General features: G+C 68.3%; 24 protein-coding genes and 1 tRNA gene. 8 read left to right on the top strand and 17 right to left on the bottom strand.

Annotation, left to right across the window (positions count from 1 at the left end):
* Nucleotides 1-58 precede the first annotated feature (58 nt).
* The 6 genes from GGR24_RS04565 to GGR24_RS04540 form a co-directional block, all read right to left on the bottom strand.
* Nucleotides 59-1,333: a glycosyltransferase gene (locus GGR24_RS04565; RefSeq protein ID WP_183394062.1), complete on the bottom strand. Its 1,275-nt coding sequence runs from the start codon at nt 1,331-1,333 to the stop codon at nt 59-61.
* Nucleotides 1,334-1,414: 81 nt separating this feature from the next.
* On the bottom strand, nt 1,415-2,998 hold the full coding sequence (locus GGR24_RS04560; protein WP_343066193.1) for an OpgD/OpgG family glucan biosynthesis protein: 1,584 nt from the start codon (nt 2,996-2,998) through the stop codon (nt 1,415-1,417).
* Between the two features lie 83 nt (nt 2,999-3,081).
* Nucleotides 3,082-5,790: a valine--tRNA ligase gene (locus tag GGR24_RS04555; RefSeq protein ID WP_183394060.1), complete on the bottom strand. Its 2,709-nt coding sequence runs from the start codon at nt 5,788-5,790 to the stop codon at nt 3,082-3,084.
* Nucleotides 5,791-5,910: 120 nt separating this feature from the next.
* On the bottom strand, nt 5,911-6,516 hold the full coding sequence (locus tag GGR24_RS17960) for a PopZ family protein (protein WP_487327384.1): 606 nt from the start codon (nt 6,514-6,516) through the stop codon (nt 5,911-5,913).
* A 186-nt stretch (nt 6,517-6,702) separates the two neighbouring features.
* The gene (locus tag GGR24_RS04545; protein ID WP_343066192.1) at nt 6,703-8,082 is read right to left on the bottom strand and encodes a TolC family outer membrane protein; all 1,380 of its coding nucleotides are present in this window, start codon (nt 8,080-8,082) and stop codon (nt 6,703-6,705) included.
* A 219-nt stretch (nt 8,083-8,301) separates the two neighbouring features.
* Nucleotides 8,302-8,952 (bottom strand): protein-L-isoaspartate O-methyltransferase family protein, encoded by a 651-nt coding sequence (locus GGR24_RS04540; protein ID WP_183394057.1) that lies wholly within the window; start codon nt 8,950-8,952, stop codon nt 8,302-8,304.
* A gap of 183 nt (nt 8,953-9,135) precedes the next feature.
* Here GGR24_RS04540 and GGR24_RS04535 point away from each other — a divergent pair.
* The 3 genes from GGR24_RS04535 (at nt 9,136) to GGR24_RS04525 (ending at nt 10,748) form a co-directional block, all read left to right on the top strand.
* A tRNA-Cys gene (locus GGR24_RS04535) sits at nt 9,136-9,209 on the top strand.
* Between the two features lie 193 nt (nt 9,210-9,402).
* On the top strand, nt 9,403-9,906 hold the full coding sequence (locus GGR24_RS04530; RefSeq protein ID WP_183394056.1) for an RDD family protein: 504 nt from the start codon (nt 9,403-9,405) through the stop codon (nt 9,904-9,906).
* Between the two features lie 89 nt (nt 9,907-9,995).
* Nucleotides 9,996-10,748 (top strand): arginyltransferase, encoded by a 753-nt coding sequence (locus GGR24_RS04525; protein ID WP_183394055.1) that lies wholly within the window; start codon nt 9,996-9,998, stop codon nt 10,746-10,748.
* Between the two features lie 3 nt (nt 10,749-10,751).
* Here GGR24_RS04525 and GGR24_RS04520 read toward each other — a convergent pair whose 3' ends face one another.
* Entirely contained in the window at nt 10,752-12,323 is a 1,572-nt protein-coding gene (locus tag GGR24_RS04520; protein ID WP_183394054.1) for an acetate--CoA ligase, read from the bottom strand.
* 231 nt (nt 12,324-12,554) lie between these two features.
* On the opposite strand from GGR24_RS04520, the gene GGR24_RS04515 reads away from it, so the two are divergent.
* On the top strand, nt 12,555-13,067 hold the full coding sequence (locus tag GGR24_RS04515; protein WP_343066191.1) for a DUF1003 domain-containing protein: 513 nt from the start codon (nt 12,555-12,557) through the stop codon (nt 13,065-13,067).
* Between the two features lie 44 nt (nt 13,068-13,111).
* Here the strand turns inward: GGR24_RS04515 and GGR24_RS04510 are convergent, their stop codons facing one another.
* Complete coding sequence (locus GGR24_RS04510) at nt 13,112-13,462, bottom strand: hypothetical protein (protein ID WP_183394052.1); 351 nt, start codon at nt 13,460-13,462, stop codon at nt 13,112-13,114.
* A 283-nt stretch (nt 13,463-13,745) separates the two neighbouring features.
* On the opposite strand from GGR24_RS04510, the gene otnI reads away from it, so the two are divergent.
* Together otnI and GGR24_RS04500 are read left to right on the top strand one after the other, a co-directional pair.
* Complete coding sequence (gene otnI / locus GGR24_RS04505) at nt 13,746-14,516, top strand: 2-oxo-tetronate isomerase (RefSeq protein ID WP_183394051.1); 771 nt, start codon at nt 13,746-13,748, stop codon at nt 14,514-14,516.
* A 76-nt stretch (nt 14,517-14,592) separates the two neighbouring features.
* Nucleotides 14,593-15,684, top strand: coding sequence for an ATP-dependent DNA helicase (locus GGR24_RS04500; protein WP_183394050.1), 1,092 nt, complete (start codon nt 14,593-14,595; stop codon nt 15,682-15,684).
* Between the two features lie 13 nt (nt 15,685-15,697).
* Here GGR24_RS04500 and GGR24_RS04495 read toward each other — a convergent pair whose 3' ends face one another.
* From GGR24_RS04495 to GGR24_RS04470, 6 genes are all read right to left on the bottom strand, one after another.
* Nucleotides 15,698-16,045: a hypothetical protein gene (locus tag GGR24_RS04495; RefSeq protein ID WP_183394049.1), complete on the bottom strand. Its 348-nt coding sequence runs from the start codon at nt 16,043-16,045 to the stop codon at nt 15,698-15,700.
* Entirely contained in the window at nt 16,042-16,737 is a 696-nt protein-coding gene (locus tag GGR24_RS04490) for a hypothetical protein (RefSeq protein ID WP_183394048.1), read from the bottom strand. The genes GGR24_RS04495 and GGR24_RS04490 overlap by 4 nt, the downstream gene beginning before the upstream one ends.
* 139 nt (nt 16,738-16,876) lie before the next feature.
* Nucleotides 16,877-17,560, bottom strand: coding sequence for a response regulator transcription factor (locus tag GGR24_RS04485; protein ID WP_183394047.1), 684 nt, complete (start codon nt 17,558-17,560; stop codon nt 16,877-16,879).
* Nucleotides 17,557-19,185: a sensor histidine kinase gene (locus GGR24_RS04480; RefSeq protein WP_183394046.1), complete on the bottom strand. Its 1,629-nt coding sequence runs from the start codon at nt 19,183-19,185 to the stop codon at nt 17,557-17,559. Before GGR24_RS04480 ends, GGR24_RS04485 begins: the two co-directional genes overlap by 4 nt.
* A gap of 83 nt (nt 19,186-19,268) precedes the next feature.
* Nucleotides 19,269-19,517 (bottom strand): histidine kinase, encoded by a 249-nt coding sequence (locus GGR24_RS04475; protein WP_183394483.1) that lies wholly within the window; start codon nt 19,515-19,517, stop codon nt 19,269-19,271.
* A gap of 14 nt (nt 19,518-19,531) precedes the next feature.
* A complete protein-coding gene (locus GGR24_RS04470) occupies nt 19,532-19,966 on the bottom strand; it encodes a cupredoxin domain-containing protein (protein WP_183394045.1) in 435 nt (144 codons plus the stop codon).
* Between the two features lie 897 nt (nt 19,967-20,863).
* On the opposite strand from GGR24_RS04470, the gene fae reads away from it, so the two are divergent.
* Nucleotides 20,864-21,376, top strand: coding sequence for a formaldehyde-activating enzyme (gene fae / locus GGR24_RS04465; RefSeq protein ID WP_183394044.1), 513 nt, complete (start codon nt 20,864-20,866; stop codon nt 21,374-21,376).
* A 171-nt stretch (nt 21,377-21,547) separates the two neighbouring features.
* On the opposite strand, the gene GGR24_RS04460 is transcribed toward fae, so the two are convergent.
* The 3 genes from GGR24_RS04460 to GGR24_RS04450 are packed head-to-tail and all read right to left on the bottom strand — an operon-like array spanning nt 21,548 to nt 24,039.
* Nucleotides 21,548-22,291, bottom strand: a complete 744-nt coding sequence (locus GGR24_RS04460) for an ATP-binding cassette domain-containing protein (protein ID WP_183394043.1) — start codon at nt 22,289-22,291, stop codon at nt 21,548-21,550.
* Complete coding sequence (locus GGR24_RS04455; protein ID WP_183394042.1) at nt 22,279-22,986, bottom strand: ABC transporter permease; 708 nt, start codon at nt 22,984-22,986, stop codon at nt 22,279-22,281. Before GGR24_RS04455 ends, GGR24_RS04460 begins: the two co-directional genes overlap by 13 nt.
* A gap of 54 nt (nt 22,987-23,040) precedes the next feature.
* Nucleotides 23,041-24,039, bottom strand: a complete 999-nt coding sequence (locus GGR24_RS04450) for an ABC transporter substrate-binding protein (RefSeq protein ID WP_183394041.1) — start codon at nt 24,037-24,039, stop codon at nt 23,041-23,043.
* A 434-nt stretch (nt 24,040-24,473) separates the two neighbouring features.
* Here GGR24_RS04450 and GGR24_RS04445 point away from each other — a divergent pair, with 434 nt between their 5' ends.
* On the top strand, nt 24,474-25,703 hold the full coding sequence (locus GGR24_RS04445; RefSeq protein ID WP_343066189.1) for an ABC transporter substrate-binding protein: 1,230 nt from the start codon (nt 24,474-24,476) through the stop codon (nt 25,701-25,703).
* Nucleotides 25,704-25,721: the final 18 nt, after the last annotated feature.

The following is a 25,721-nucleotide window of genomic DNA, read 5'->3' as shown; positions in this document are numbered from 1 at the left end:
GGCGGCGAGTTGAGCTGTGAGCGACCGGCCCGGTCGCTCTGCTCTATTTATGTTGCGCTTATGCCACGGACGATTGAGCGGCCTGCAACGGTCCGTTCACCGTAGTTCCTGCGGCGAGATCGTCGATCAATGCGACCTGACGCGGGAGGCAAACGCGCGCGAGATCATAGTTTTCGACCGCGACGACTCTCGCCGCCCGCCCCAGTTGGGCGAATTGCTCCCGATCCGCCAGCGTCTCGATCACCCGCTCAGAAAGACCCGCGACGTCGAAGAAGTCGAACAGCCGGCCCGTGACCCCATCCTCGATGACTTCGCGCACCGGCGGAGTGCCGGACGCGACGATAAGGCATTCCGCCGCCATGGCTTCGATCAGCGACCATGACAGGACGAACGGGTAGGTGAGATAGACGTGGCAGGATGAGACCTGCAGCATCGCGATGAACTCAGGCTTCGGGATGTTGCCGACGAAGTGCACGCGCGACAGGTCGAGGCGATCGCGCACCTCGCCCAGAAAGATGTCCTTCCAGGTTTTTCCCTCCGGCGCCCGCCTGCCATAGGAGACGCCGTCGCCGCCGACGATCACGACCTGCGCCTGGGGCCGGCGCGCCAGGATCGCCGGCAGCGCCCGCATGAAGACGTGGTAGCCGCGATAAGGCTCGAGCTGCCGATTGACGAAGGTGATGACCTCGTCGCGGGGCCTGAGCGTCAGGTTGGTTCCCGGGACTGAAAAGCGCGCGCTCGGCTTCGGGCTGGCCGCGACCGTGTCGACCCCGTCATGGATGACCCTGATCTTCTCCCACAGGAAATCCGGGTGCTGGCGTTTCTGCCACTCGGTGGGCGAGACGGCGACGTCCGCCGCGGCGAGCGAGGTCAGCATCGCGGCGTTCTTGGTTCTCACGGGCAAGGCCGAGCGCAGACCGACATCGGGAAACTCCGGATCGAAGCCGACATCCGCGCCGCGGAAATTGTAGAAGAACTCGCTGTAGACGAGATGCCGCGCGTTCGGGAACAGGTCGCTGGCGAACAGCGTCTCGCCCCAGCCGGAATGGCCGATCACCACCGCCGGGTCGCACCCCGCCTCCCGTTTCAGCCGCTGCATGGCTGCGGCCGCGAGCTCGCCGCGCGTGACGTCGGCCACGAAGCGCTCGGCCAGCGGGTGACCGGCGCGCGGAGGCGAGGCGGGCGTCGCGTAGGCCGCCAGGCTGACGCCGGGTCTGGACCGGGCGGTCGGTCCCCCGACGGCGAACACCCTGACGCCGGGTCGCTGCGCCAGCGCCCGCGACGTGTGGACGAACTGGCCCGGGAAGTTGTTGTGGATGAAAAGGACGTCCAAGGCGTCCCCCTCACCCCCCGGCAGGTGGAAGGATCGATCCCGTGACCGGCTTTGTCAAAGCCGTGCGAGCACGCCCGACGCCTAGTCCTTGCGGGTCCAGGGGAAGACCCACGTCTCGGTGATCACCCGGTCGCCGACCTTCAGAACGGCCCTCAGCTCGGCGGAGGTGTGCGGCTGCTCGATCTCATGATCGAGGAACAGGCGGAAGCCCCGGATCTCCGGATTGGGCACCACATAGGCGGCGTTGATCTTGCCGACGCTCGCATGCGTGTCGGTCACCACCCGCTTCGGCTCGCCGAGCCAGTAATCGAGCTCGCCGCCCTCGAAATCCACGATGAAGCGGCGCACGTGAGGCGGCGGCGCGCTCGGGTCTCCGGAAGCCCGCGCCTCCGTCACGAAGGTGTGGACGGCATGCCCCAGGGGCGTGAGCCGTTCCGCCAGTTTCAGCGCGCGCAGCCCGTAGGAGAACCGGAGCGTCTCCCCCGCCTTCGGGGGCGTCTCCGGGACCCAGTAGGAAACGATGTTGTCGAAGGTCTCGTTGTCGGTCGGCAGTTCGACCAGTTCGACCCGTCCGGGGCCCCAGCCGCCTTCCGGCTGGACCCAATAGCTCGGGCGAAGATCGTAGCGGACCTCGAGGTCCTGATAGTCCTCGAACAGCCGGTCGCGCTGCAGCAGGCCGAAGCCCCGGACGGACGGATCCGGGAACGAGCTCTTCCGCAGCACGTCCGGATTGACGAGAGGACGCCACGTCCACTCCTCCGAGCCGCCGCCGTGGATCAGCAGGCCGTCGGAATCATGCACCTCCGGACGGAAGCCGCGATACTGGCGGCGGTCGTTCTCGCCATAGAAGAACATCGAGGTGAGCGGCGCCACGCCCAGCTTCGGGATGTCGCGGCGCGGGAACAGCGTCGAGCCCACCGCGACCGTGGTCTCCTCCCCGGGCGTGATCACCATCCGATACGAGCCGGCGAGCGAAGGTCCGTCGAGCAGGGCGTGGATCACGATGGAGGTCGCTCCCGGAAGCGGCTCCTCGACCCAGAACTCGCGGAACATCGGAAACTCCTCCGGCTCCGCCTCGCCGGTGCCCACCGCGATCCCGCGCGCGGAGAGGCCATAGTGCTGGCCTGCGCCCAGGAACCGGAAGTAGCTCGCGCCCAGGAAGACCGCGAGCTCGTCCATCACGGTCGGCTTGTTCAGCGGAAACAGCAGCCGAAGCCCCGCGAAGCCGAAATCGATCGGCAGCCGGTCCTTCAGCTTGGTCTCGCCGAAATCGAACAGCGAAGCGTCGTAGGGGATCGGGGTCGCGACGCCTTCCCGCACGAGGTTCACCACGACCGGCGCTTTGTAGAGGAAGCCGAGGTGGAACAGCTCCATGCGGAAGTCGCTGCGGCCCTTCCCGAAGAAGGCCTTGTCCCTGCGGAACCGGATGGCGCGGTAGGCGTCGAACGAGAGGTCGTCGAGCGCCTTCGGCAGCTCTGCGCGCGGCGGCTGGTAAGGATGCGCAGCGAGCTGGCGCGCCCGCTCGATAACGATCCCGTGGTCGAAATCGAACCTGTTCGTCTCCGCGCGGACTACCGAAGGGACGAGCAACGCCGCTCCGCCCGCGCCAAGCAACGCGACCGCCTCTCGACGACTGTAGATCACCCTGAAATTCTCTCCGTTCACGTCTCGCGCCATTCTATGGCGGAAGGACTAGGTTTCGAGGCGACGAGCTCGCCTGGCCCGCCGCCCGCCAATCCCCCAGCCAGTCACGCCCCCAGCTGCCGCAGGGCCGCCTCGATCTTGGCTAGGCGATCCTGGTAGCCGGCGCGCTTCTCGCGCTCGCCCTCGACGACATCCTCCGGCGCGCGCGCGACGAAGCTCTCGTTGGAGAGCTTGCCGTCGATCCGCTTGATCTCACCGAGGGTCTTCTCGCGCTCCTTGGCGAGCCGGGCCCGCTCGGCGCCGATGTCGACGACGCCGCTCAGCGGCACGGCCACGATCGTGCCGCGCACCAGGAGCTGGATCGCCTCGCCGGGCGCCGTTTCCGCGAACGAGACGCCCGACACGCGGGCGATGCGCGCGAGAGTGGGCGCGGCGCGCTCGGCGCGGGCCTGAAGCGCCCCGTCCGCCCCGACAAGCACCAGCGGCAGCGTCGCCGCCGGCGGGACGCCCATCTCGGCGCGGGCGGAGCGCAGTTCCGTCACGAGCTCCACCAGCCAGCCGATCTCAGCCTCGCTCTCGGGATCGCCAAGGCCCTCCAGCGAGGGCCATTCGGAAAGAACCAGAAGGCCGTCCCGTCCGCCCTCGCCTGCGCGCGCGGCCCAGAGTTCTTCGGTCACGAAGGGCATGAACGGATGCAGCAGCTTCGCCGACTGGTCGAGGATGAACGCCAGCGTCGCGCGGGTCTCGGCGGCCTCCTCCTCGCTCCCGCCCTGCCCCTGCAGCACCGGCTTGGCGAGCTCGACATACCAGTCGCAGACGACGTTCCAGACGAAACGGTAGACGAAGGCCGCCGCGTCGTTGAACCGGTAGGCCTCGATCGCGGCCGTGGTGTCGGCCGCCGCCCGCGCGGCTTCGCCGAGGATCCACCGGTTGAGGGTCGTCTTGACGGCTTTCGGGTCGAAGCCGTCGACCGGCGCAGAGCCGTTCATCTCGGCGAAGCGCGAGGCGTTCCAGAGCTTGGTCGCGAAGTTCCGGTAGCCCTCGACGCGTGACTTCGCGAGCTTGATGTCGCGCCCCTGCGCGGCCATCGCCGCGAGGGTGAAGCGCAGCGCGTCCGCGCCATAGGCGTCCACCAGCTCGATCGGGTCGATGACGTTGCCCTTGGACTTCGACATCTTCGCCCCCTTCTCGTCGCGGACGAGGGCATGGATGTAGACGTCGCGGAACGGGACCTCCTTCATCACGTAAAGGCCCATCATCATCATCCGGGCGACCCAGAAGAAGATGATGTCGAAGCCGGTGACGAGCGCCGCATTCGGATAGTAGCTCTTCAGCTCGGGGGTCTGATCCGGCCAGCCGAGCGTGGAGAACGGCCAGAGGGCGGACGAGAACCAGGTGTCGAGGACATCCTCGTCCCGCATGAGCGCGGTCGGCGCGCCGTAATGCGCCTCGGCCGCGGCCAGCGCCTCGGCCTCGGTCTCCTCCACGAAGATCGCGCCGTCCGGCCCGAACCAGGCCGGAATCTGATGGCCCCACCACAGCTGGCGCGACACGCACCACGGCTGGATGTTCTCCATCCACTCGAAATAGGTCTTGGACCAGTTCTCCGGAACGAAGCGCGTCCGTCCGTCCCGCACGGCGGCCATCGCCTCGACCGCGAGCTTCTGTGCGTCGACGTACCACTGGTCGGTGAGATAGGGCTCGATCACGACGCCCGAACGGTCGCCATGCGGCACCTGATGGACATGCGGCTCGGTCTCGACCAGCAGGCCGAGCTCCTCCAGCAGCGCCAGCACGCGCTTGCGGCCCTCGGCGCGGTCGAGACCATCCAGCGACATGAGAAGATCCATGTCGACGAAGTCGGGCAGACCGTCGAGGAAGCCCTCGTTCTCGAGCAGGCAGAGCCGACCGTCCGGCGTCAGCACGTTGATCAGCGGCAGCCCGTGGCGCTTGCCGACCTCGAAGTCGTTGAAGTCGTGGGCCGGCGTGATCTTGACCGCGCCGGTCCCCTTCTCGGGGTCGGAATACTCGTCGGCGACGATCGGGATCTTCCGCCCGACGAGCGGCAGGACGACGTTCTTGCCGACAAGATGCCGGTAGCGCTCATCCTCCGGATGAACGGCGACCGCGGCGTCGCCGAGCATCGTCTCCGGCCGCGTCGTCGCGACGACGATCGACTCGTCCGAGTCCTCGACCGGATAGCGCAGGTGCCAGAGGTGGCCCTTCACCTCGATCGACTGGACCTCGATGTCCGAGATCGCGGTGAGCAGCTTCGGATCCCAGTTCACGAGCCGCTTGTCGCGGTAGATCAGCCCGTCCTTGTGCAGGCGGACGAACAGCTTGACGACGGCGCGCGAGAGGCCCTCGTCCATGGTGAAGCGCTCGCGGGACCAGTCGCAGGAGGCGCCGAGGCGCTTGAGCTGCTTGAGGATCGTTCCGCCTGACTCGGCCTTCCACTCCCAGATCCGCTCGACGAACTTCTCGCGTCCGAGGTCACGCCGGCCCGGCTCGCCGCGCGCGCTGAGCTGGCGCTCGACGACCATTTGGGTGGCGATGCCGGCGTGGTCCATGCCCGGCTGCCACAGCACGTCCTTGCCCCGCATGCGTTCGAAGCGCACGAGGATATCCTGCAGCGTGTCGTTGAGCGCGTGCCCCATATGGAGGGAGCCGGTGACGTTCGGCGGCGGGATGACGATGCAGTAGGGCTCCGCGCCCGGCTTCGCCCCGGCTCCGGCCTTGAATGCGCCGGCCTCGTCCCAGCGCGCGGCGATGCGCGGCTCGATCTCGGCCGGGGAATAGGTCTTCTCGAGCATTGGGAAACGCGCCTTGAGACGTACGGGACTGAGGGCGCGTTGAAGCCCAGCCCCGTGGGGGGTGTCAATGTCGAGCAGGCGGTCGGCCGGGACGACGTCCGGCCGCGGAGCCTGTCTGCGCTAGCGACCGCCGCGAGCGACCCGCTCGATCTCGTTGCGCACCAGACGTTCGACGAGCGGCGGCAGATTGTCGTCGAGCCACGCGCGCAGCATCGGCCGGAGCATCTCCTTGACGATGTCGTCCAGCGTGCGGGCGTTGTTCGAAAGGATCGTGTTCGCGAGCGACCCGAACGCGTTGCTGACCGCGTCGTCGGCCGCCTCCGACAGCAGCCGCTCCGTCGACTCGGGCGGCCGGGAGGCGGGCGGCCTGTCTGCGGCCTTCGGCGCGGCGGACGCGGTCGGGGGCGTGGGCTCCTCAGCCATGTCCTCGGTGAGCTCGAAGACGTCGAGATCTTCCGCCGTGATGACCGACGCGGGCCGTGGCTCCGGCCGCTTCGGAGCGGCAAGCTCGGGCTTCGCCGGCGCGTCGAACGACGCGAACATCGCGTCGATGTCGTCCTGACCGAGCGGCTCTTCGGCTTCCGCCTCGGGCTCCGGATCCGGCTCGGGCTGCCGAGCGGGCTCGGCCTTCGCGGCGGCCTTGGCCGCCGCTTTCGGCGGCGTCAGGGCCTGGGTCGGCTCGTCATCCGAGATGATGCGGCGGATTGAGGCCAGAATTTCCTCCATCGTCGGCTCTTGAGCCTTCGCGGGCGTGCTCATGGTCTCTCCGTCATCTTCAGAGCCGCCCCGGGAGAGCCGCCCGCCTGCGCGCGCAGCTCACGAATCACCCGGAGACGCCGACCCTTCGTTAACGGCGAGTATTGCACCAGCCGGGCGCTCCACAAGCGCGCCGGCGTGGTCGCCCACAGCTCCTCAGCGGCCGTCCGGCGTGCGGAGCCCGGTCCACTTGTCGCGAACCTGATCGTAATGGACGTTGGCGTCGTAGCGCGGGACCCCGAGGCCGAGGCGGGCCGCCGTCAGCCAACCCACCGCGGACATCACCGCGTATGCGGCCACCACGCGGTCGCGCTGCGCCTGGATCAGGGTGACGCGCGCGTTCAACAGATCCTGCTGGGCGTTGAGGACGTCGAGCGTGGTGCGCTGGCCGACCTTGGCTTCCTCGCGCACGCCGTTCAACGCCGTCTGAGAGGCCTGGATCTGGGCCTTGGCCGAAGCGATCTGCGCCGTCGCGGCCTGAAGCTGCCCCCACGCGGAGACCGTCGCCTGGCGGACCTGGTCGCGTGCGATGTCGGCCTCGAGCCGACGCTGACCGGCGACTTCCTTGGCCTGCCGGACCTGCGAGGAGACGGAGCCAGCCTGATAGATCGGGATGGTCATGCGGCCGACGATCGAGCCGGCGGTCACGCGCGAGACCTGCGAGCTGTCGTCGTAGCGGCGCTGGAACGCCGCCTCGAGCCCGATGGTCGGGTAGAGCTGGCCCTCGACCACGCGGATCTGCAGGTTCGCGGCGTCGACGCCATGGAACGCGGCGAGGATCGCAGGGTGCTGCGCCTGGCTGAGATTGATGGCGTCCGTCAGGTTCTTGGGGAGCAGCCTGTCGATCGAGCGCGCCGGCTTCGGCCTTCCGATGTCGTCGCCCACCACCTGCCGATAGGTCGCACGGCTGGTGTTGAGCTGCGCTTCCGCCTGGCTGACCGCCGTATGCGCGCCCTCGACCGCCGCCTCGGCCTGGGCCGTGTCGGTCCGTGTCACCTCGCCGACCTGGAAACGCTCGCGGGCCGCGCGAAGCTCCTCCTTCAGGACGTCGACATTGTTCCGGCGGACGTCGAGGATCGCGTAGTCGCGGAGAACGTCCATATAGGCCTGCGCCGCGTCGAACAGGACGTTCTGTTCGGTGTTGCGGAGTTCTTCGCGCGCGCCGAGCACGTTCGATTCAGCAGTGCGGACCTGGTTCTGCGTGCGGAAGCCGTTGAACAGGTTCTGATCGGCCGTGATGGCCACGCCGCGGGGCTGGCTGGTGTCGGTCGTCTTGCTCTTCGGCACGGTGATGCCGAGCAACTGGGAAGACGGCGTGACCTGCTGGGTCCGCTGGACGCCGTAATCGACAGACGCCGCGATCGTCGGCCGATAGCCGGACAGCGCCTGAGGCACCTGTTCGTCGGTCGCGCGGACGGCGGCGCGCTGAGCGTTCAGCGTCGGGCTCGCGCCATAGGCGCGGGCGAGCGCCTGTTCGAGAGATTGCGCACGCGCCGCCTGACCCGCCGGAACGGCGGACAGGAGCCCAAGCGCCACACTGGCGCACAAGGCGCCCGCGCGACGACGAAACGAAACGTTCGTCGACATTCTACACACCGAATTTCGAGCGCCGCGGGCGATGGATACTCCGTCGCTGCGCGGCATGAACGCGACCCCGCGGGCAGCGTAGCGGGCGGCTCCACGGGAGGAAACCGGCGGAGGCTCGGTTAACGGAAAGACCGTGCCGGGTGGCGCAAAGCGGCCACAGCCGGACATTCAGAAGGCGAAGGTCTCGACAGGCTGGAAGCCCGGAAGATCAGGGCCGTAGGCGTCGAAGAACTGCGCTGCCGCGAGCTTGCCGTGATGTGGACGGAACGTCGTCGCCTTCGTCGCGGGCCCGGGGCCCGCAGGCGCGACGATCCGACCTGAAGGCGACAGCTGCTCGGCGAGCGCCTCGAGGCCGACCGCCACGGCGCCGTCGCAGAAGATCAGATCGAACGGCGCGCTCTGGGGCGCGCCGGCGGTCAGATCGCCCTCCACGACCGTGACGTTCGGACGCCCGCTCAGACGCTCGCGGGCGCCCGCGGCGAGATCCGCATCGCACTCGAGCCCGACGACCCGCGCCGCCAGCTCCGCGAAGATCGCGACGCTGTAGCCGAGGCCGCAGCCGACCACGAGCACGGATTCGTGTTCTTCCGGAGCGGCGAGCTGCACGAGCCGCGCAAGCGTCATCGGCTCCAGCATCGCGCGTCCGGGCGCGCCGAGCGGCGCGCGGATGTCCAGGTAGGCGAGGTCCTCGCGGCCCGCGGGGACGAATCTCTCGCGCGGAACGGTCAGGAACGCCGCGAGAACCCGGTGATCGGTGACATCGGCGACCCGGATCTGGCCGTCGACCATGCCGTGCCTGAGACGCTCGAAATCCGTCATGGGCCTCGCTCCCGCGCGGCGCCCGCCGGCCGCGCTGCCGCGCTTCTTCTGCGACAGCCGCGGCGTCGTGGCAAGCAGCGCCGGCGGCGCCGTATTGCGGCCGGGGAGAGCGCAGGTTATGGAGAGCCGCCCATTCCGCGGAAGCAACGCCGAGGAACCTCAAAGCTCCCGGCCCGCGCGCGAGGCCACGTGGCGGAATGGTTACGCAGAGGACTGCAAATCCTTGTATCCCGGTTCGATTCCGGGCGTGGCCTCCAGCCTTACCGTCGTCCGCTGCTGCGCTCGCAAGCCGCGGCGTGACGCCGACCCAAAGCCGAATCTCTCCAGGAACCGGGACGCTCGCGGGCCCGAACCGACGCAGGCGCGGCCCTGAGGCTCCGGCGCTTGCGGAGGGGCCCGAGCAACACCAGATTCGGGAGGGTATTCAGCCCCCTATGGAGCCGACGCGCCATGCAGCCTGCGCCTCTCTATCCGACTGCCGCCGTTTCGCCGCGTGACCGCTGGGATCCGCTGGTCGAGCCTCGGCTTTATGACGGCGTGCTCAGCCGTCGGGTGCTGGCGTTCTGCGTCGACTTCTGCGTCGTGCTGACCCTTACGGTGGTCGCGAGCGTCGTGATCGGCGTGCTGGGAGTCTTCACCTTCGGGCTCGCATGGTTGCTCTACGGCATGGTCTTCCCAATCGTGGCCATCCTGTACTCCGGCGCGACTCTGGGCGGCGACCGCGCGGCGACCTTGGGAATGCGCCTCACCGGCCTCACCTGCCGGCTTTCGGACGGCGCTCGGCCCGGCTTCGTGATCGCCGCCGCGCATGTGGTTTTCCTTTATCTCTCCGTCTCGATCCTCACGCCGCTCGTGCTCGCCGTCGGCCTCTTCACGCGTCGCAAGCAGTTGCTGCACGACCTCGTGCTGGGAACGCTGTTCGTCGACCGGGGCGCGTTGGACCGGCTCGCCTGAGCCGGTCTTGTCGACCGCAGCCTCGCTGATATCCTGATGGCTGGACTTGGGCTGCGGGTCGTGACCGCGGTGAGTCCCGGGTACGCGCCTTGACCGCTCACGCTCGCGATACGCCGCAGTTCTACCTGACAGCGCCCTCGCCCTGCCCTTACCTGAAGGGCCAGTTCGAGCGGAAAGTCTTCACGCACCTGGTCGGCGACAAGGCCGCCGGGCTGAACGACCTGCTCACCCATGGCGGTTTCCGCCGCAGCCAGACGATCGCCTACCGTCCCGCCTGCGAGAACTGCCGCGCCTGCGTGTCGGTCCGGGTGCGCGTCGACGACTTCGTCTGGACCAAGGCCTTCCGCCGGAACCGCGCCTTGAACCGCGATCTGGTGGGCCGGGAGATCGGCCTGCAGCCGACCTCCGAACAGTATTCCCTGTTCCGCGCCTATCTCGACCGCCGCCACGCGGACGGCGGTATGGTCGACATGACGGTGCTCGACTACGCCACCATGATCGAGGACAGCCATGTCCGGACCGGGCTCGTCGAGTATCGCCGGCGCGGGCCCGACACTGCGATCAACGGGCGCGGCGCGGGGCCGCTGCTGGCGGTCGCGCTCGTCGACCGGCTGTCGGACGGCCTCTCGCTGGTCTACTCGTTCTACGACCCCGAGGCGCAGGACCGCGGCCTCGGCACCCATGTGATCCTCGACCACGTGGCGCGCGCCAAGAGCCTGGGGCTGCCCTACCTGTATCTCGGCTATTGGGTCGATGGCTCCCCGAAGATGGACTACAAGCGCCGTTTCCGGCCGCAGGAGTATCTCGGCGCCACCGGCTGGGGGCTTCGCGAAGGCGAGTAGACGTCAGGCGCGCGAACGAGCGTCGGGAACGGTCGCGGCCAGCAGCCGGCGCTGCAGCTTGCCGTTCGCCGAGCGCGGCAACGCCGACACGAAGTGGAACGCCTTCGGGCGCTTGTAGGCGGCGAGGCGCTCCGACGCCTGTCTGGCGAGGCCCGCCTCGTCGGCCTCGACGCCGTCTCGCAGCACCACGAAGGCGGCGATGATCGAGAGATCTTCCCGCGGCCGCCATTCCGTCACGCCGATGTCGGCGACCGAGGGATGGTCGGCCAGCGCCGCCTCCACTTCCGCCGGCGACACCCGGTAGCCGAGCGCGTTCATCACGTCGTCGGCGCGGCCGTGGTGCCAGACGTACCCCTCGTCGTCCACGGAGACGAGGTCGCCGCTGACGAACCACTCCCCCCGAAGGGCTGCGGCGTCCTCTTCGGGCCGCCGCCAGTAGCCGAGCATCAGGCCGGGGTCGGACCGATGCACCGCGAGCAGCCCCGCCTGCCCGGCCGGGAGCGGGTCGGTCCCGCCCTCCTGCGGCAAGACCGCGATGCGGCGTCCGGGCTGCGGCTTTCCTGCGGAACCGGCGCGCGGCGGCGTCGCCGGGCCGGACGAGATGAAGGTCGAGATCTCGCTCATGCCGAACGATTCGTAGAGCTCCCTCCCCGTCCTCTGGCGCCACTCGGCGAGCAGCGGCGGGGCGAGCGCTTCGCCTGCCGCGACCCCATGGCGGAGGGTGGGAAGCGAAAGACCGTCGGTCCAGCCACGCTTCATGATCTGCCGGTAGACCCCGGGGGTGGCGGCGAAGATGGTGGCGCCAAGTTCGGCGATCAGCCGCGGCCAGGCGGCGGGGTCGCTCACGCCGCGCGCAAGAGCCGCGGTCGCGCCGCACGACCATGGGTCCAGCACGCCGACCCCGAGCGTGTAGGTCCAGTTGAACGCGCCGGCGTGCAGCATCACGTCGCCGGGGCGCAGGCCCAGCCAATGCTGGTGCATCGGCCGGCGGCCGAGCGCCACCCGGTGTGCGTGGAGCACGCCCTTCGGCCGTCCCGTGGTGCCCGACGTGTAGACCAGATAGGCCGGCTCTTCGGCCGCCGTGTCGGCGAAGTCGCTCAGCGGCTCCGCGCGCTTCAGGCGTGCGAGATCATCCGGCCGGAGCACGAGCGCGTCGCCGAAGCCGCCCTCGCCCGCGGCTTCGCGCCCAAGCGCCACCGCCGCAGCCTCCGCGTCCGCAGCGACGAAGCGCACGTCCTCCGTCGTCAGCATCATCGAGGTCGGCACGGCGACATGGCCCGCCGCGATCACTGCGAAGAACAGCAGGACCGTGTCGAGCTCGTTCCCCATCCGGATCACGATCCGGGAGCGCGGCGGCAGATTCAGCTGCGCCAGACCGCCTGCGAGGCGCATGACCGCCTCCAGAACCTCCGCGAAGCTCATCCGCAGCGCGCCGCCGCCCTCGCCATCGGCGATGATCAACGCTGTCCGCCCCGCCCGATGCAGGGCGTTCTCGGCCAGGCAGTGGCGCGCGAGATTGAAGGCGTCGTCCGGCCCGGACGACTGAACAGGCGCTTCGGTGACGATGGCGGACATGGCGGCTCTCTTCCGGCGAGGCGCCATATACCGGCGCCCCGCGTTCGGCGCGCTCATGCTTTCGGCTCAGTCGCCCTGTCGGCGGCGCGCCTCGGCCGAGCCGCGCGGAACAGGATCGCCCCCGCCGATGTTGCGCCGGCGACTATGCCCGGCGCGCGACCTCCCGGTCAGAGATCATCCACGGCGAACGGGGCTGAAGCTACGATGACACGCAGAGACGCTGAGAACAGCGTGACCGAGGAAGCCCGGCGGGAGGACCTCGGCCCGGTCCTGGACCAGAACATCCGCAGGCTCGAACAGCACCGTCAGGCCGAGGAAACCAAGGCGCCGCTCGAGGAGCGGCTCGCCGCGCGCATCACGGCGGCGACCGGCAGCATGGGGTTCGTCTATGCGCACCTCGCCGTCGTGGCCTGCTGGGTGGCGGTGAACCTGGGGCTGGTTCCCGCCGTCAGGCCGTTCGACCCGACATTCGTGATCCTGGCGACCGCCGCCTCGGTCGAAGCCATCTTCCTCTCGACCTTTGTTCTGATCAGCCAGAACCGCGACGCCGCCATCGCCGAGCGGCGCGCGCAGCTCGACCTGCACGTGAACCTTCTTTCGGAGCGAGAGATCACGACGCTGGTGAAGATGGTGAAGGAGATCGCCGCGAAGCTGGACATCCCGCTCGAGAAGGAGCCGGAAGTCGATGACGCGCAGCGCAAGATCACGCCTGAGAAGGTCCTGGACCGGCTCGGGGAGCGCTGATCCCGGAAGGGCGGCGCCGCTGGGCGGCGCCGCGTGACGCCGGCTCAGTTAGCCTTCGTCTTCTTGCCGGCCTTGTCTCCGGCCCCATTGGCCGCCTGGGCCCCGTCGGCGAAGGAGAGCCTGAGGTCCTTACCGACGATGACCTTGTCGCCGTCATTGGCCGACAGGCCGTAGCTCATCCCGGTGACCCTGACCTCGCAGCCTTCGGGGCACGCGAGATTCGCGGACTTCCCGGCTTCGATCTTGGTCTTGGGCTCGTCGTTGCCGAGATCGACGGTGATCTCCTGCGCCTGGTCGCTCTGGTTCGTCACAGTGAGGGCCAACGCAGGACCGGCGGCCAAGGCCAGTCCCCCTGCCGCGAGCAACATCGCGCCTGCGCTCTTCAGCACGCTCATCTACCCGTCTCCTTCCGTTGGCGTTGCGTTTGCAACAGTTGTCGTCCGCCGACGAATACCGCCGCGGCGAGCCTTTATGTTCGGCCTCCATGACTTCGTTCCTCAAGAACGGGACATCAATACGCCTACAGACATGTTATCCAGATCACGACTTTACTTACGCCTTCGTGATTTTCTAAGATTCCCATAAGCGGTATCCGGGCGGGGTCGGGATCGGCGAAGCCCGCCGGTGGCGTTTCCGGGCGCCTCGGCTATGCTCCGCGCCCCGCCCAGAGCCCCGCCGATGCCGCGTTTCGCAGCCAACCTCTCGCTGATGTTTACGGAGCGCCCGCTCCTCGATCGTTTCGCGGCGGCGGCCGACGCCGGCTTCGCCGCTGTCGAACTGCAGTTCCCTTATGAGCACCCGGCCGACGCGATCGCGAGTCGGCTCGCGGCCGCGGGTCTCGAGCTGACGCTTTTCAACCTCAGCCCCGGGGACTGGGCGGCCGGCGATCGCGGACTGGCGGCGCTGCCGCTCCGGCGTGACGAGTTCCGCGCCTCCGTCGCGACGGCGCTTGCCTACGCCGAGGCGACCGGAACGCGGAAGCTGCACGCCATGGCGGGGATTGCCTCACGCGCCGATCCGCAGGCGCAGGCGGCCTATCGGGACGCGCTGCGCTACGCCTGCGAACAGGCCGGGCCGCGCGGCGTGGAGATCATGATCGAGCCGATCAATGTCCGCGACATGCCCGGGTACTTTCTGGACGACTTCGCCGCTGCGGCGGAGATCATCCGGGGCCTGGCGCTCCCGAATCTGAAGCTGCAGTTCGACGTCTATCACCGCCAGATCCTCCACGGAGACGTGCTGAGAGGCCTCGAGGCGCTGCTGCCGATCATCGGGCACGTCCAGACGGCGTCCGTTCCTGGGCGCAACGAGCCGGGCGCCGGCGAACTCGACGACCTCAGGATATTCCGGGCGCTCGATGAGCTCGGCTATGGCGGCTGGGTCGGCTGCGAGTACAGGCCGCTGGGGCGCACGGAAGATGGGCTCGGCTGGCTTCAGAGAGTGGCATGAAGGCTCCGGAGCGGGCGGGCGCGCCCGGCGACTCGCGCTACAAGGCCGCCAACGCAACGCCGTCTGACGGAATCTGATGCGCTGGTCGCCTCAACAGGACGCCGCCCTCGCCGCCGCCGCCGAATGGCTGCGGCGACCGAAGTCCCAGGTCTTCCGGCTGTTCGGCTACGCCGGGACCGGCAAGACGACGCTCGCGCGCCATCTGGCCGAAGACGTCGACGGCGACGTCTGCTTCGGCGCCTATACGGGCAAGGCCGCTCTGGTGCTGCGCGGCAAGGGCTGCGAGGACGCGAGCACGATCCACGCAATGATCTATCGGCCCCGAGGAGGCGACGAGGAGGGCCCCTCCTTCGCGCTCAATCGCGACGGCCCCGCCGCCAAGGCCGACCTGATCGTGATCGACGAATGCTCGATGGTGGACGAGGAGCTCGGCCGCGATCTGCTTTCCTTCGGCAAGAAGGTCCTGGTGCTGGGGGACCCGGCGCAGCTTCCTCCGGTGCGGGGGGGCGGCTTCTTCACCGAGGCCGAGCCTGACGCCATGCTGACCGAGGTGCACCGGCAGGCGGCGGACAACCCGATCATCCGCATGTCCCTCGCGGTCCGGGAAGGTCGGGAGCTGGATGCGGGGGAGTTCGGCGAAAGCCGCGTCGTCTCGCGGCGCGAGATCACCACGGAGGAGGTGACGGGCGCCGATCAGGTGCTGGTCGGCACCAACCGCACGCGCCGCCTCTACAATGGCCGGCTGCGGGAGCTGAAAGGGTTGCTGGATCCGATGCCGGCCGTCGGGGACAAGCTGGTCTGCCTGCGGAACGACAAGACAAAGGGGTTGCTGAACGGCGGGACGTGGGTCGTTCAGCGGCTGAAGAGCGCCGACGCCACGCGCGTGAAGATGGACGTGCTTCCCGACGACGAGAGCGCCCGCCGCTCCGTCTCCATCACGGTGCTCAAGGCGTTCTTCACGGGCGAGGCCGAAGCGATCCCGTTCGCGCAGCGCAAGCGATCGGACGAGTTCGACTACGGCTACGCCTTGACCGTCCACAAGGCGCAGGGTTCGCAGTGGGACGACGTGGTGCTGTTCGACGAGAGCTACGCGTTCCGGGAGCACCGCGCGCGCTGGCTCTACACGGGGCTCACCCGCGCGGCCAAGCGCGTCACGGTCGTTCGCTAGGGCGCGCTTCGGCTCAGGGGAAGCACTGGATGTCGGCTTCGGCCTGAGCGCGACGCAGGTTGGCGACCTTGTCGCGAAGATTCGGGCTGTTGCGGAACACCTCCGACGCCTGCCCGGCGATCTTGTCCATGCTCAGCACCGTCTGCGCCTCCTCATATTCGGAGTGAGGCAGCAAGGCCGCGATCTTGTCGATCGAGCACGAGCATTGCTCGAGGGCTTGCCGCGTCTGGCCGTTGGCGGCCATGCAGCCGAAGATGTAATCGGCCTTGTCGACCGTCGTGTAGTCGTCGCCGACGCCGGCGAAAGCCGCTCCTGCCGGGAGCAGAAGCGCCACGGCCGCGACCGCTATCCTCTTGATCACTGTTTTGCGCCCTCCGTGGTCTGGGTCGCCTTGGCCGATTGAAGCGTCAGCTCCTCCACGAGGAGCGGGCCGGTGCGGTCCGGCTTCGGGGTGACGCTTTTGAGGGCGTAAAGCCCGCCCGGCACTTCATCCGCGAAGGTAAGCTCATAAGTCCGATCGGCGAACCCCTTGAGCTGAGCGCGATGCTGGTCCTTCGCAAACGGCTCGAGCTTCACCGTCAAGGCGTCGATGGTGCGGCCGTCATACTCGATCTTGGTCGGTTCGATCGGCGGGTTGGCCTTGATCGCTTCCATGATCCGATTGCGCAGGTAGTAGGGGCTGCCGCCCGAGATCTTCTGCATCTCGCGCACGTCAGCCTCGAAAAGGGCGACGACGAGCGGATTGCCGCTCCGCGCCAGGTTCTCCAGAGCACGGCCGCGGGCGCCGGTGAACAGGTCGATCCTGATCGACTCCTCAGCGCCCTTCGGGCCCACTGTGAGCTTCACCTCATCCTCGAACGAGGGAGCGAGATCCTTGCCGTCGGCCTTCCTCACGTAGCGATAGGACAGCTCGGAACCGTTCTCGACCTTCTTCAGGAACGGCGCGTAGAACACGAGATCGACCGCCGTCGGCGCGGCGGACGCCGGCGCCGCCATGACGACGGACAAAGCAAGCCCAGCCGCGAAGCTGCAGCCGGTAACGAAACGACGCATGGGGCAAGCCTTCCTCGACGAGAGCGGGGGCTTCATCCGCGGCGGAAGCGCCGTCGCGGGCCGCGGCGGCCCCCTTCTTATGCGCGTATTATGCACCGCAGCGCCCGGTCGCGCCAATATGCCGCCAGGCCGCAGGGACTCACGTCGGCGCGAACATGAAGCCGCGGCCGCGCACCGTCACGATCAGGCGCCCGCCCTCCGGCATCGCCTCGCTCAGCTTGTGGCGCAGGTAGCCGATATAAACGTCGACGACGTTGAGGGACGCGCCGCCGTGGCCCGCCCAGAGAGCGGCGAAGATATCGGTGCGGCTGAGCGGCTCCCCCGCGTGCCGCATCAGCAGCGCCAGCAGGTCGACCTCGCGCTCCGTCAGCCGCGCCGAGCCATCCGGCGTGATGGCGGTGCGGGTCTCGAGATCGAGATCGAGCGGCGGCACGATCAGGTGGCGCTGGTCCGTCGCGTTGGTCTCGCGCCTCATCTCCTGGACGCGCACCCGCGCCAGCAGCTCCTCGAAATCGAACGGCTTCACGAGATAATCGTCGGCGCCCGCGAGCAATCCTTCGGTGCGGTCCGAAACGCTCGATTTCGCCGAGAGCATGATGATCGGGGCGGTCTGGCCGGCCGCGCGCAGCGCCTTGCACACGTCGATGCCCGACCGCCCCGGCAGCATGACGTCAAGGATGATCGCGCAGAGCGGCTTGCCGGTCGCGGCGGCGAGCGCCGCGTCCCCGTCTCCCACGAGTTCCACGTCGTAGCTCTCGGCGGCGAAGCCGCGGCGCAGCACCGATCCGATGTCGGCGTCGTCTTCCACGATCAGGATGGTCATGAAGCGGCTCCGATGACGAGTCGCGGCGCGTGCGCCGGCAGACGAATGGTGACGATGGTTCCGGAGGGCAGTCCGCCTCCTCCGGTGCTGCTGTCGATGGCGATCTCTCCGCCGTGGCGTTCGACCACCCAGCGCGCGAGAGCGAGGCCGATGCCGAAGCCCGACCCCTCCTTCTGATCAGCCCCCCGATAGAAGCGCTCGAAGATTCTGGGAAGGTCGGCTTCCGGGATTCCGGCGCCGTCGTCGGCCACAAGAATCTCCGCCGAGCCGTCGCGGGAGGCGTGCACGTCGAGGCGAACGGCGCCATCCGGCGGGGTGTGGCGGACCGCGTTCGCGATCAGGCCCTCGATCACCTGGCGAAGCCAATCGGCGTCCGCCTCCACGATCGGATCGACCGAGAAGGGGCCCGCATAAAGCTTGACGCGGGCGGCCTTCGCGCCGGCCTCCGCGCTGTCGGCGGCGGTCTGCACGATCTCGGCCAGCGACACCGGAGAGAAGTCGAGCTCGAGCTGCCCGCTCTCGGAACGCGCGACCCGAAGCAGGTCCTCCACCCGGCGGTGCAGCGCGCGGGCCCGCGCCCTGATCGTCGCCAGAGCGCCGCGCAGGCTGCCGGCGTCCGGCTGGCCGCGCAGCGAGATGTCGACCTCCCCGAGGATCACGGTGAGCGGCGTCCGGAGTTCGTGGCTGACATCCGTGAAGAACCGACGGCGGGCGCGGTCGATGTCCGAGAGGCGGGCGTTCGCCTCGCGCAGTTCGGCCGTCCGCGCGTTCACGACCTCCTGGAGCCGCAACTGCGCTTTCATCAGGCGCTCCTCCCGCCGCGAGAGCTGGAGCGCCATCCGGTTGAACCTCATCATCAGCAGGCTGAGCTCGTCATGGCCGCGCACCGGCAGACGCGTGGCCGTCTGCCCGCGAGCGATCGCGGCGGCGGCGCCGGCCACGCGGGACACCCGCGCCAGCAAGGGGCTGGCGATCGCCCGATAGAGGAGAAAGGCGATCAGCGCAGCCAGGGTCACGGCGGCGATCGATATCGGCGCAAGGCGCGCGCGCAGATCCGCCATAGCGTCGGTCGCGGCGCGTGCAGCCGCGCGCTCCTCCTCGATGGCCTGGCCCAAAGCCGGAGTGAAGCCGCTTGCGAACTCGTCGAGCGCGATCTTGACCCGCGCGGCGGCGTCCGACTGGCCGCCCCTGGCGTCCCTGATCGCCTGCAATGTCTGGCGGTCGAGAAAATCGAACCGAGCGCGCATGAACGCGAAGACGCGGCTGCGGGCGGCGACCAGCGTCGCGGCCTCCTCGTCAGCCTGTCGTTCGTACTCGCGCGCGACCTCGTCGTTCAGCCGCTCGAACGCCTCCTGGACGCGCTTGCGCGGCGGCGACAGTCGATCGGACTGCAACTCGCTTGTCTGCGTGGTCTGAAGGGCGGTCAGCGCATAGTCCGTCACCCGCCCGGACACCGCAGAGAGCAGTTCGAGCCGGCGCTGCGCGGAGGAAAGCTCGCTGACGTGGCCGCTCGCGACGCCGAGCGTCCAGGCGACGGCGAACGCGGCCGCGCCCGTCACGATGACCACGGTCGCGACCAGCACCGCGAGACGGAATCTCAGAGATTGGTACGCGCGTCGCCACATGCGGCGGACCTTAGGCAGCCGGAGCGGGCTTTGCCGCCCCGGCGATTTCGCGGACGCGCCGGGCCTTGCGGCCGACGGCGGCTTCACTTCTTGTTCAACGCCTTCTTCGCGTCATCGATCGCGTCGAGGCACTCGTCATACTCCTTCTCGCCCTGTTCCCGCTCGGCGACCCGCAGGGCCGTCTTGAGGGAGTCGGCGACGGCCGGCGGATGCGAGCCTGCGGCCTCGGCCCGGATCATCGCGATCCCGGCGTCGCAGTCAGACGCCTCGTCGGCCTGCGCCGTCGCCCCGGCGAACGCCAGACCGGCCGCCGCCAGCAAAAACACCTTCATCATGCGCGCCTCCCTCATTTGGCGATGATCCGGCCGGTCATGCCATGACCCTCGAGCCCGTCGATCCACCACTTGAACTCGCCCGGACGGATGACGACGAACTCCAGACGGATCGCGCCCGCGTCGTCCCACTCAAGATGGTGCGGCGACCCGGGGCCGTGGATCTCAAGATGATTGATGACGATCTGGTTGATCCAGATGTTGCGGAAGAACTCGGGCGAGAAGAACTTGTATTCCTTGCCGCCTTTCGAGACGATATCGAGCCTGTAGGACTTGCCCGCCTCCAGCTCGATATCCTTCTGGCTCACGGCGTAGTCGTTGCCCTGGTCGTCTCCGAAGACGAGGTCGGGCAGATTGGTGCGCCCTTTGGCGAGATCGACTGCGTGCGCAGGGGCGCCGGCGACGAGCGCGACGGCCATCCCCAGCAAGGCGACATAGCGTTTGAACATTCCTCGTCTCCCGTTGCGGCCCCTTCGGGCTCTTTTGACGCCGGCCGGAGCGCCCGAAGCGGGAGCGCCGCGCCGCGCGGACGGCCGCTCACCATCCAGACGCCGGCTTATCCTGGACTATCTCGGAGGATGGCAAGCCTTCAGGGTCCACGCCGGCGCTTGGACGAGGCGCGCCGCGCTCGCGCCCATGCGTCCCAGGCGCCGCGCGCGGCCCTTGAACATAGATTCCCCGCCTCCAGCCGGAGGGTTGAAGAAGACTATGTCCGCCGAGAGAGCGCGTCTATACTCGCGCACCCTTATTCTTTTATTATGATGTACCGCTTAGACCACGCTTAGTCGGCGTTCCGTGTGACCCGGACCTGCCCCGGTCGTTCGCACTTCCACCGTGAGATCTGCCACTCCGGATGATCTCCCGCCCACTCGGCGAGAACAGGCACGGCGCCCACCATGCACATGCGGGATTCGCTCGTCTGAGCGCCCATGAGGACCCGCTCCTCGCGACAGGATTCGGGCGACGCGGCGAGGCACACTAACAGGACGAGGTCCATGTCGGTCTCCTGGCGAAACTCCGGCTGAAGCCGGCGACAAGATAGAAGTGTACGCGCCCTATTGTGCGCCGCAATATTTTTTGGTGCACTGCGAGGAACCGGGCGAAGGGCCTCGGTGCGCAGGAGGTTTGGCGGCCGGGAGGCGACGAGCGGTCGCGCCTTATAAGAAGGCCTTGCCGTTTGAGCGTGGTCGCGACTAGTGTGCGCCCGCATGTCCTTATTCGAAGCTATCAGGCCAACCGGTTCGGTCTCCGCCGAACGCAGTCGCAACGATAGCCTGGGGCATCGAGTCGGTGGCGGCCATTGAGGCGCGCCGACTACACCATGGCTTAAAGCTGGGAGGATGCTTATGGCGAAGATTACCAAGACGCTCATCGGTGAGTCGCTGGTTGGCGACGGCAATGAGGTCGCTCACATCGACCTGATCATCGGCCCGCGCGGCTCGACGGCCGAGTCGGCGTTCGTCAACGCTCTGACGAACAACAAGGACGGCTTCACCTCGCTTCTCGCGGTCGTGACGCCGAACCTGCTCGCCAAGCCGAACACGATCCTGTTCAACAAGGTCACCATCAAGGACGCCCGTCAGGCCGTCCAGATGTTCGGCCCGGCTCAGTACGGCGTCGCGAAGGCTGTCGTCGACAGCGTCGCTGAAGGCGTGATCCCCGAGGACGAAGCCGACGACCTGTTCATCTCGGTCGGCGTGTTCATCCACTGGGAAGCTGCGGACGACGCCAAGATCCAGCAGTACAACTACGAGGCGACCAAGGAAGCCCTGAAGCGCGCCGTCACCGGCGAGCCGAAGGCCAAGGACGTCGTGGCGCAGGCCGCGACGGCGAAGCACCCCTTCGCCGCCAACGCATAGAGCGGAAACCACCCTGGACAGAACCCGCCTGCAGCAAAGCCTCCAGGCCTGCTCCAGCGGTTGGCCGCCCTGCTCTTTGGCAAATGAGACGGTCGGCGACGGCCCGAAGCGCAAGCTTCGGGCCGTTTCCGCGTTTCGACACTAGTTCGGAAAACTTCCGGATCCGCGCCCTCAGGCCGCGACCGTGGGACCCGCGCCCAGAACGGTTCCGCGCACGCGCTCGACCTCGCCGGCGGCGAGCCGCCCTTCCCGGCTGAGCTCCACCCTTACGTCGCGCACCACCCGCACGGGCGGGCCGCCGAGCACGACCACGCGATCCGCCAGGCGCACGGCCTCGTGGCTGTCATGGGTCACGAACAGCACCGTGGTCGGCCGCGCCTCGATCAGCTCCGCCAGAAGGTCCCTGAGGCGGCTGGCGTTCGCCTCGTCAAGCGAGACGAAGGGCTCGTCCATCAGCAGCAGCTCCGGCTCCAGCGCGAAGGCACGCGCAAGCGCGACCCGGCGCTGCATGCCGAGCGAGAGACGCTCCGGGTAGACCTCTTCGGCGTCGCCCAGCCCCATGTCGCGCAGCACCGACCGCGCCCGGTTCAGACTGTCGGCCCCGGGCGGCAGCGGCAGCAGCACGTTCTGCAGCACCGTCCGCCACGGCAGCAGCCGCGGGCTCTGGAAGACATAGGCGATCCGCGGGTCCGGGCCGCGCGAGAACGTGATCCGGCCCTCGAAGCCGCGATCGACGCCGGCGATCATGTTGAGCAGCGTCGTCTTGCCGAGGCCCGAGGGTCCGAGCAGCGCCACGAAGCTCTGGTCGGCCAGCTCCAGCCGGAAATCCCGGTAAAGCGCGCGCGCCGGCGCGCCGCGGGCGGCCGGAAACGTCTTCTCCTCGATCTCGATCGTGACGCCCGTCACCGCCGCCACCTGTTCACGGCCCGCTCCCAGGGCTGGATGATTCCGAGCTCGATCGCCTGGACGATCAGCCCAAACGCCAGCGCATAGGCGAGGATGGTCGCGACGTCGAACAGCTGGAAGGCCGTCTGCAGCTCGAAGCCGACGCCGTTAGGCCGGCCGAGCAGCTCGACGACGAGCACGATCTTCCACACGAGGGCGAGCCCCGACCGCGCCGCGGCCGCGAAATAGGGAGAAAGCTGCGGCAGTATGACGTGCCGGAGGGTCTTCCAGCGCCCGAAGCGATAGACGGCGGCCATCTCCGCCAGGTCGCGGCTCAGCGCCGCCGCTCCTTCCCTCAGCGTCACGGCCACGTTCGGGATCTTGTTTATGGAGACCGCGGCCACCGCGGCCGCTTCGATCAGGCCGAACCACACGTAACAGAGGATGATGATGACGAGCGCCGGCAGGTTCAGGAACAGAACCACCCAGGGGCCGAGCAGGCGGTCAGCCGTGCGCGACATGCCGAGCAGGATGCCGAGCGCGGATCCGAGGGTCATGGCGATGAAGAAGCTCGCCGCGACGCGCGCCATCGTGATCAGCAGATTGCTCTGCAAGGCGCCGGTCTTGGCGGCCGCGACCAACGCCTCGAGCACGAGGTCCGGCGTCGGCAGAAGCCTGAAATCCTGGCGCAGCAGCGCCACCGCCCACCAGACTGCCACGAACATGGCGAGCGACAGAGCCCACCATCCCAGTCGACCAGCCGCCGCCAACTGACCGCCTCAGACCTTAGGGGACCAGAACAGCGCGGGATCGAAATGCGGGTTCGGGCCGACGAACTCCGCGCCGCCAAGATCGGTCAGGAGCTCATAGAGCTTCTGCGAAGATTTCAGGTCGGCCTCGGTCCAGGGACCCGGGACGCCGGACCGGAAATAGTCCCTCAGCCTCGCGAACTCGGCGTCCGACGTCACCTGCATGCTGGGGCGAAGGCGCTCCCAGGCCGCATCGGAGGTTTTGAGGGTCGCATTGGCGGCGGCCACGGCGCGGAAGAAGCCTTCGACCTGCGCGCCGGCCTTGTCGAGCAGCGTTTCGCGCCAGACGAAGCCCACGAGCGGCGGCGGCGGCGTCAGGCCGAGCTGCTTCATGACGTCGCTCATGTCGACGAGGCGACGATATCCTCCGGCGTCGAGCCGGGCCGCATAGTTCCAATAGGTCAGGACGCCGTCGACGCGGCCAAGCCGCAGCTGCTCCGAGAGCAGCGGAGGCGCGCCGAACACCGGCTCCAGCATGGTCGCGATGTCGCCGTCGACCTTGTCGTGCGCATAGGCCCGCAGCAGCAGCCAGCTCTTGTCGAGCGGTCCGCCGGCGACGCCGAGCTTCTTGCCCTTGAGATCGGCGATCGAAGCGATCCCCGAATCGCCGCCGACCATGACGGCGCCAAGCGCCGATGAGTAGGGCGCGAAACGGAACGGCTCGCCGTCCAGCCGACGACGCATCGCCCAGGGCCAGTCGCTCACCGCGAGGTCGCAGTCACCCGCCTGCAGCGAGACCGTCAGGGCCTGGGTCGAAGCGAGCTCGGTGCGGGCCATCGTGACCCCCTCCCGCGCGTCGAAGCCCTCGCCATGGATCGTGTCCAGAAGCCAGTTCACGGTGCCGAACTTCAAGGTCACGATGCGCAGCGGCGCGGCGGCCGAGGCCGCTGCGGGACGCAGCGCCGTCATGGCGGCGGCGCCTGCGCAGGCCGCAAGAGCCGCCCGGCGCGAAAGACTGATCGGGCTCATCAGGAAGCCTTCGGCGCAGCGGTCTGGACAGAAAGCGCGGAGCACGAGGCCGCGAGCGCGCCGAGCAGTGGAATCGCTGTGATGCGATGCATCGGCTCCTCCCTGGGGGTCGTTCTTTTTATGGCGCTTCCGCAGCCCCTCGGCGCTCTGCACGCAACGCCATACAGGATAAATTGCTGCCATGAACAGGTGAATCAAGCAAACGTCAGTACTTATTATTCTCTTATGCATTGCATTTGGCGAGAGCCGGAATATGGAATCGCTGGGAAATGTTCCCTGGCCGGTCGAGCCGGATTGGATGCGGCGCTCTGCCTCATGACGACGTGCTCTCGACTTCGCCGGAACAGCGTCCAATAAGAACGGCACGGGCGGCGCGACCGCCCGCAGGAGGCGCTCATGATCGTCTTTTCCACCTGCTCCAGAGGCGATCTGGCGTGAGGGGCGTCGCGATCTGCCTCGTGGCGGCGCTGCTCGCGACCGGCGCACCCGCGCTCGCCCAGACTGCGCCCGCCGCGCCCGCCCCCGCTCCGACGCCCAAGAACGCGGCCGCGCCGATGGAGCTGACCTTCGGCGTGTTGCGTCAGTTTCCCGAAAATCCGCCGTGGTGGAACAACATCGTGACGTTGCCGCCGCAGGATGACGGCATCGCGGGCGCGAGCCTCGGCATCGTGGACAACAACACCACCGGCCGGTTCCTCAAGCAGGACTACAAGATCGTCGCCCAGGAGCTGGTGCCGAACGACGCGGACCCAATGCCGGCCTTCAACCGCATCCTGGAAAGCGGGGCGAAGTTCATCCTGCTCGCAGTGCCGGCCGATGCGCTCTTGAAGATGGCCGACGCCGCGAAGGGCAAGGACGTCATCCTGTTCAACGTCGGCGCGACCGACGACCGGCTGCGCGGGGCCGACTGCCGGGCCGACGTGCTCCACACCGCCCCCAGCCGGGCGATGCTGACGGACGCCGTCGCGCAGTACCTCGTCACCAAGCGGTGGTCCAAATGGCTGCTGCTGGTCGGCCGCCGTCCGGACGACAAGCTCTACGCCGAGGCGGTGAAACGGTCGGCCAAGAAGTTCGGCGCCAAGATCGTCGACGAGCGGACGTGGGATTTCGGGCCTGACGCCCGCGAGACCGGCAACGACATCATTCCCGTCTTCACGCAGGGCGCGAGCTACGACGTCATCGTCATCGCGGACGAGCTCGGCGAATTCGGGCCGCTGATCGCCTATCGCAGCTGGGACCCCCGCCCGACGGTCGGCACCGCCGGGCTGAGAGCCACGACCTGGAACGTCACCGTGACCGGGTGGGGCGCGGAGCAGATCCAGAACCGCTTCTTCCGGCAGTCGAAGCGCGGCATGCGCCCGCTGGACTTCCAGATGTGGCTGGCGATGCGGACGATCGGCGAGGCCGCCACGCGCACCCGATCCAACGATCCCGCCAAGCTGCGCGAGTTCATCTTCGGCAGGGATTTCGAGCTCGCGGGGTTCAAGGGCGGGTCTTTCACCTACCGGCCCTGGGACAACCAGCTCCGTCAGCCGATCGTTCTGACGACGGACGAAGCGCTGGTCACCGCATCGCCGCAGCCGGGCTTCCTGCACCAGACCAACCCGCTCGACACGATCGGCTTCGACAAGCCGGAGAGCCAGTGTCGTTTCAACGCTCAGTGACCACGGCTGACGACTCTC

This window comes from Hansschlegelia beijingensis, from assembly GCF_014196425.1.
GTDB lineage: Bacteria > Pseudomonadota > Alphaproteobacteria > Rhizobiales > Methylopilaceae > Methylopila > Methylopila beijingensis.
The sequence above is the reverse complement of the archived record's forward strand: the minus strand, read 5'-3'. Positions and strand labels throughout refer to the sequence as shown.

Coding starts and splice junctions, on each gene's coding strand:
- GGR24_RS04555 (WP_183394060.1), bottom strand. CDS start 5,790: ATGCTCGAGAAGACCTATTCCCCGGCCGAGATCGAGCCGCGCATCGCC.
- GGR24_RS17960 (WP_487327384.1), bottom strand. CDS start 6,516: ATGGAGGAAATTCTGGCCTCAATCCGCCGCATCATCTCGGATGACGAG.
- GGR24_RS04540 (WP_183394057.1), bottom strand. CDS start 8,952: ATGACGGATTTCGAGCGTCTCAGGCACGGCATGGTCGACGGCCAGATC.
- GGR24_RS04530 (WP_183394056.1), top strand. CDS start 9,403: ATGCAGCCTGCGCCTCTCTATCCGACTGCCGCCGTTTCGCCGCGTGAC.
- GGR24_RS04520 (WP_183394054.1), bottom strand. CDS start 12,323: ATGTCCGCCATCGTCACCGAAGCGCCTGTTCAGTCGTCCGGGCCGGAC.
- GGR24_RS04510 (WP_183394052.1), bottom strand. CDS start 13,462: ATGAGCGTGCTGAAGAGCGCAGGCGCGATGTTGCTCGCGGCAGGGGGA.
- otnI (WP_183394051.1), top strand. CDS start 13,746: ATGCCGCGTTTCGCAGCCAACCTCTCGCTGATGTTTACGGAGCGCCCG.
- GGR24_RS04500 (WP_183394050.1), top strand. CDS start 14,593: ATGCGCTGGTCGCCTCAACAGGACGCCGCCCTCGCCGCCGCCGCCGAA.
- GGR24_RS04490 (WP_183394048.1), bottom strand. CDS start 16,737: ATGCGTCGTTTCGTTACCGGCTGCAGCTTCGCGGCTGGGCTTGCTTTG.
- GGR24_RS04485 (WP_183394047.1), bottom strand. CDS start 17,560: ATGACCATCCTGATCGTGGAAGACGACGCCGACATCGGATCGGTGCTG.
- GGR24_RS04480 (WP_183394046.1), bottom strand. CDS start 19,185: ATGTGGCGACGCGCGTACCAATCTCTGAGATTCCGTCTCGCGGTGCTG.
- GGR24_RS04475 (WP_183394483.1), bottom strand. CDS start 19,517: ATGAAGGTGTTTTTGCTGGCGGCGGCCGGTCTGGCGTTCGCCGGGGCG.
- GGR24_RS04470 (WP_183394045.1), bottom strand. CDS start 19,966: ATGTTCAAACGCTATGTCGCCTTGCTGGGGATGGCCGTCGCGCTCGTC.
- fae (WP_183394044.1), top strand. CDS start 20,864: ATGGCGAAGATTACCAAGACGCTCATCGGTGAGTCGCTGGTTGGCGAC.
- GGR24_RS04455 (WP_183394042.1), bottom strand. CDS start 22,986: ATGTTCGTGGCAGTCTGGTGGGCGGTGGCGCTGCTGCGCCAGGATTTC.
- GGR24_RS04450 (WP_183394041.1), bottom strand. CDS start 24,039: ATGAGCCCGATCAGTCTTTCGCGCCGGGCGGCTCTTGCGGCCTGCGCA.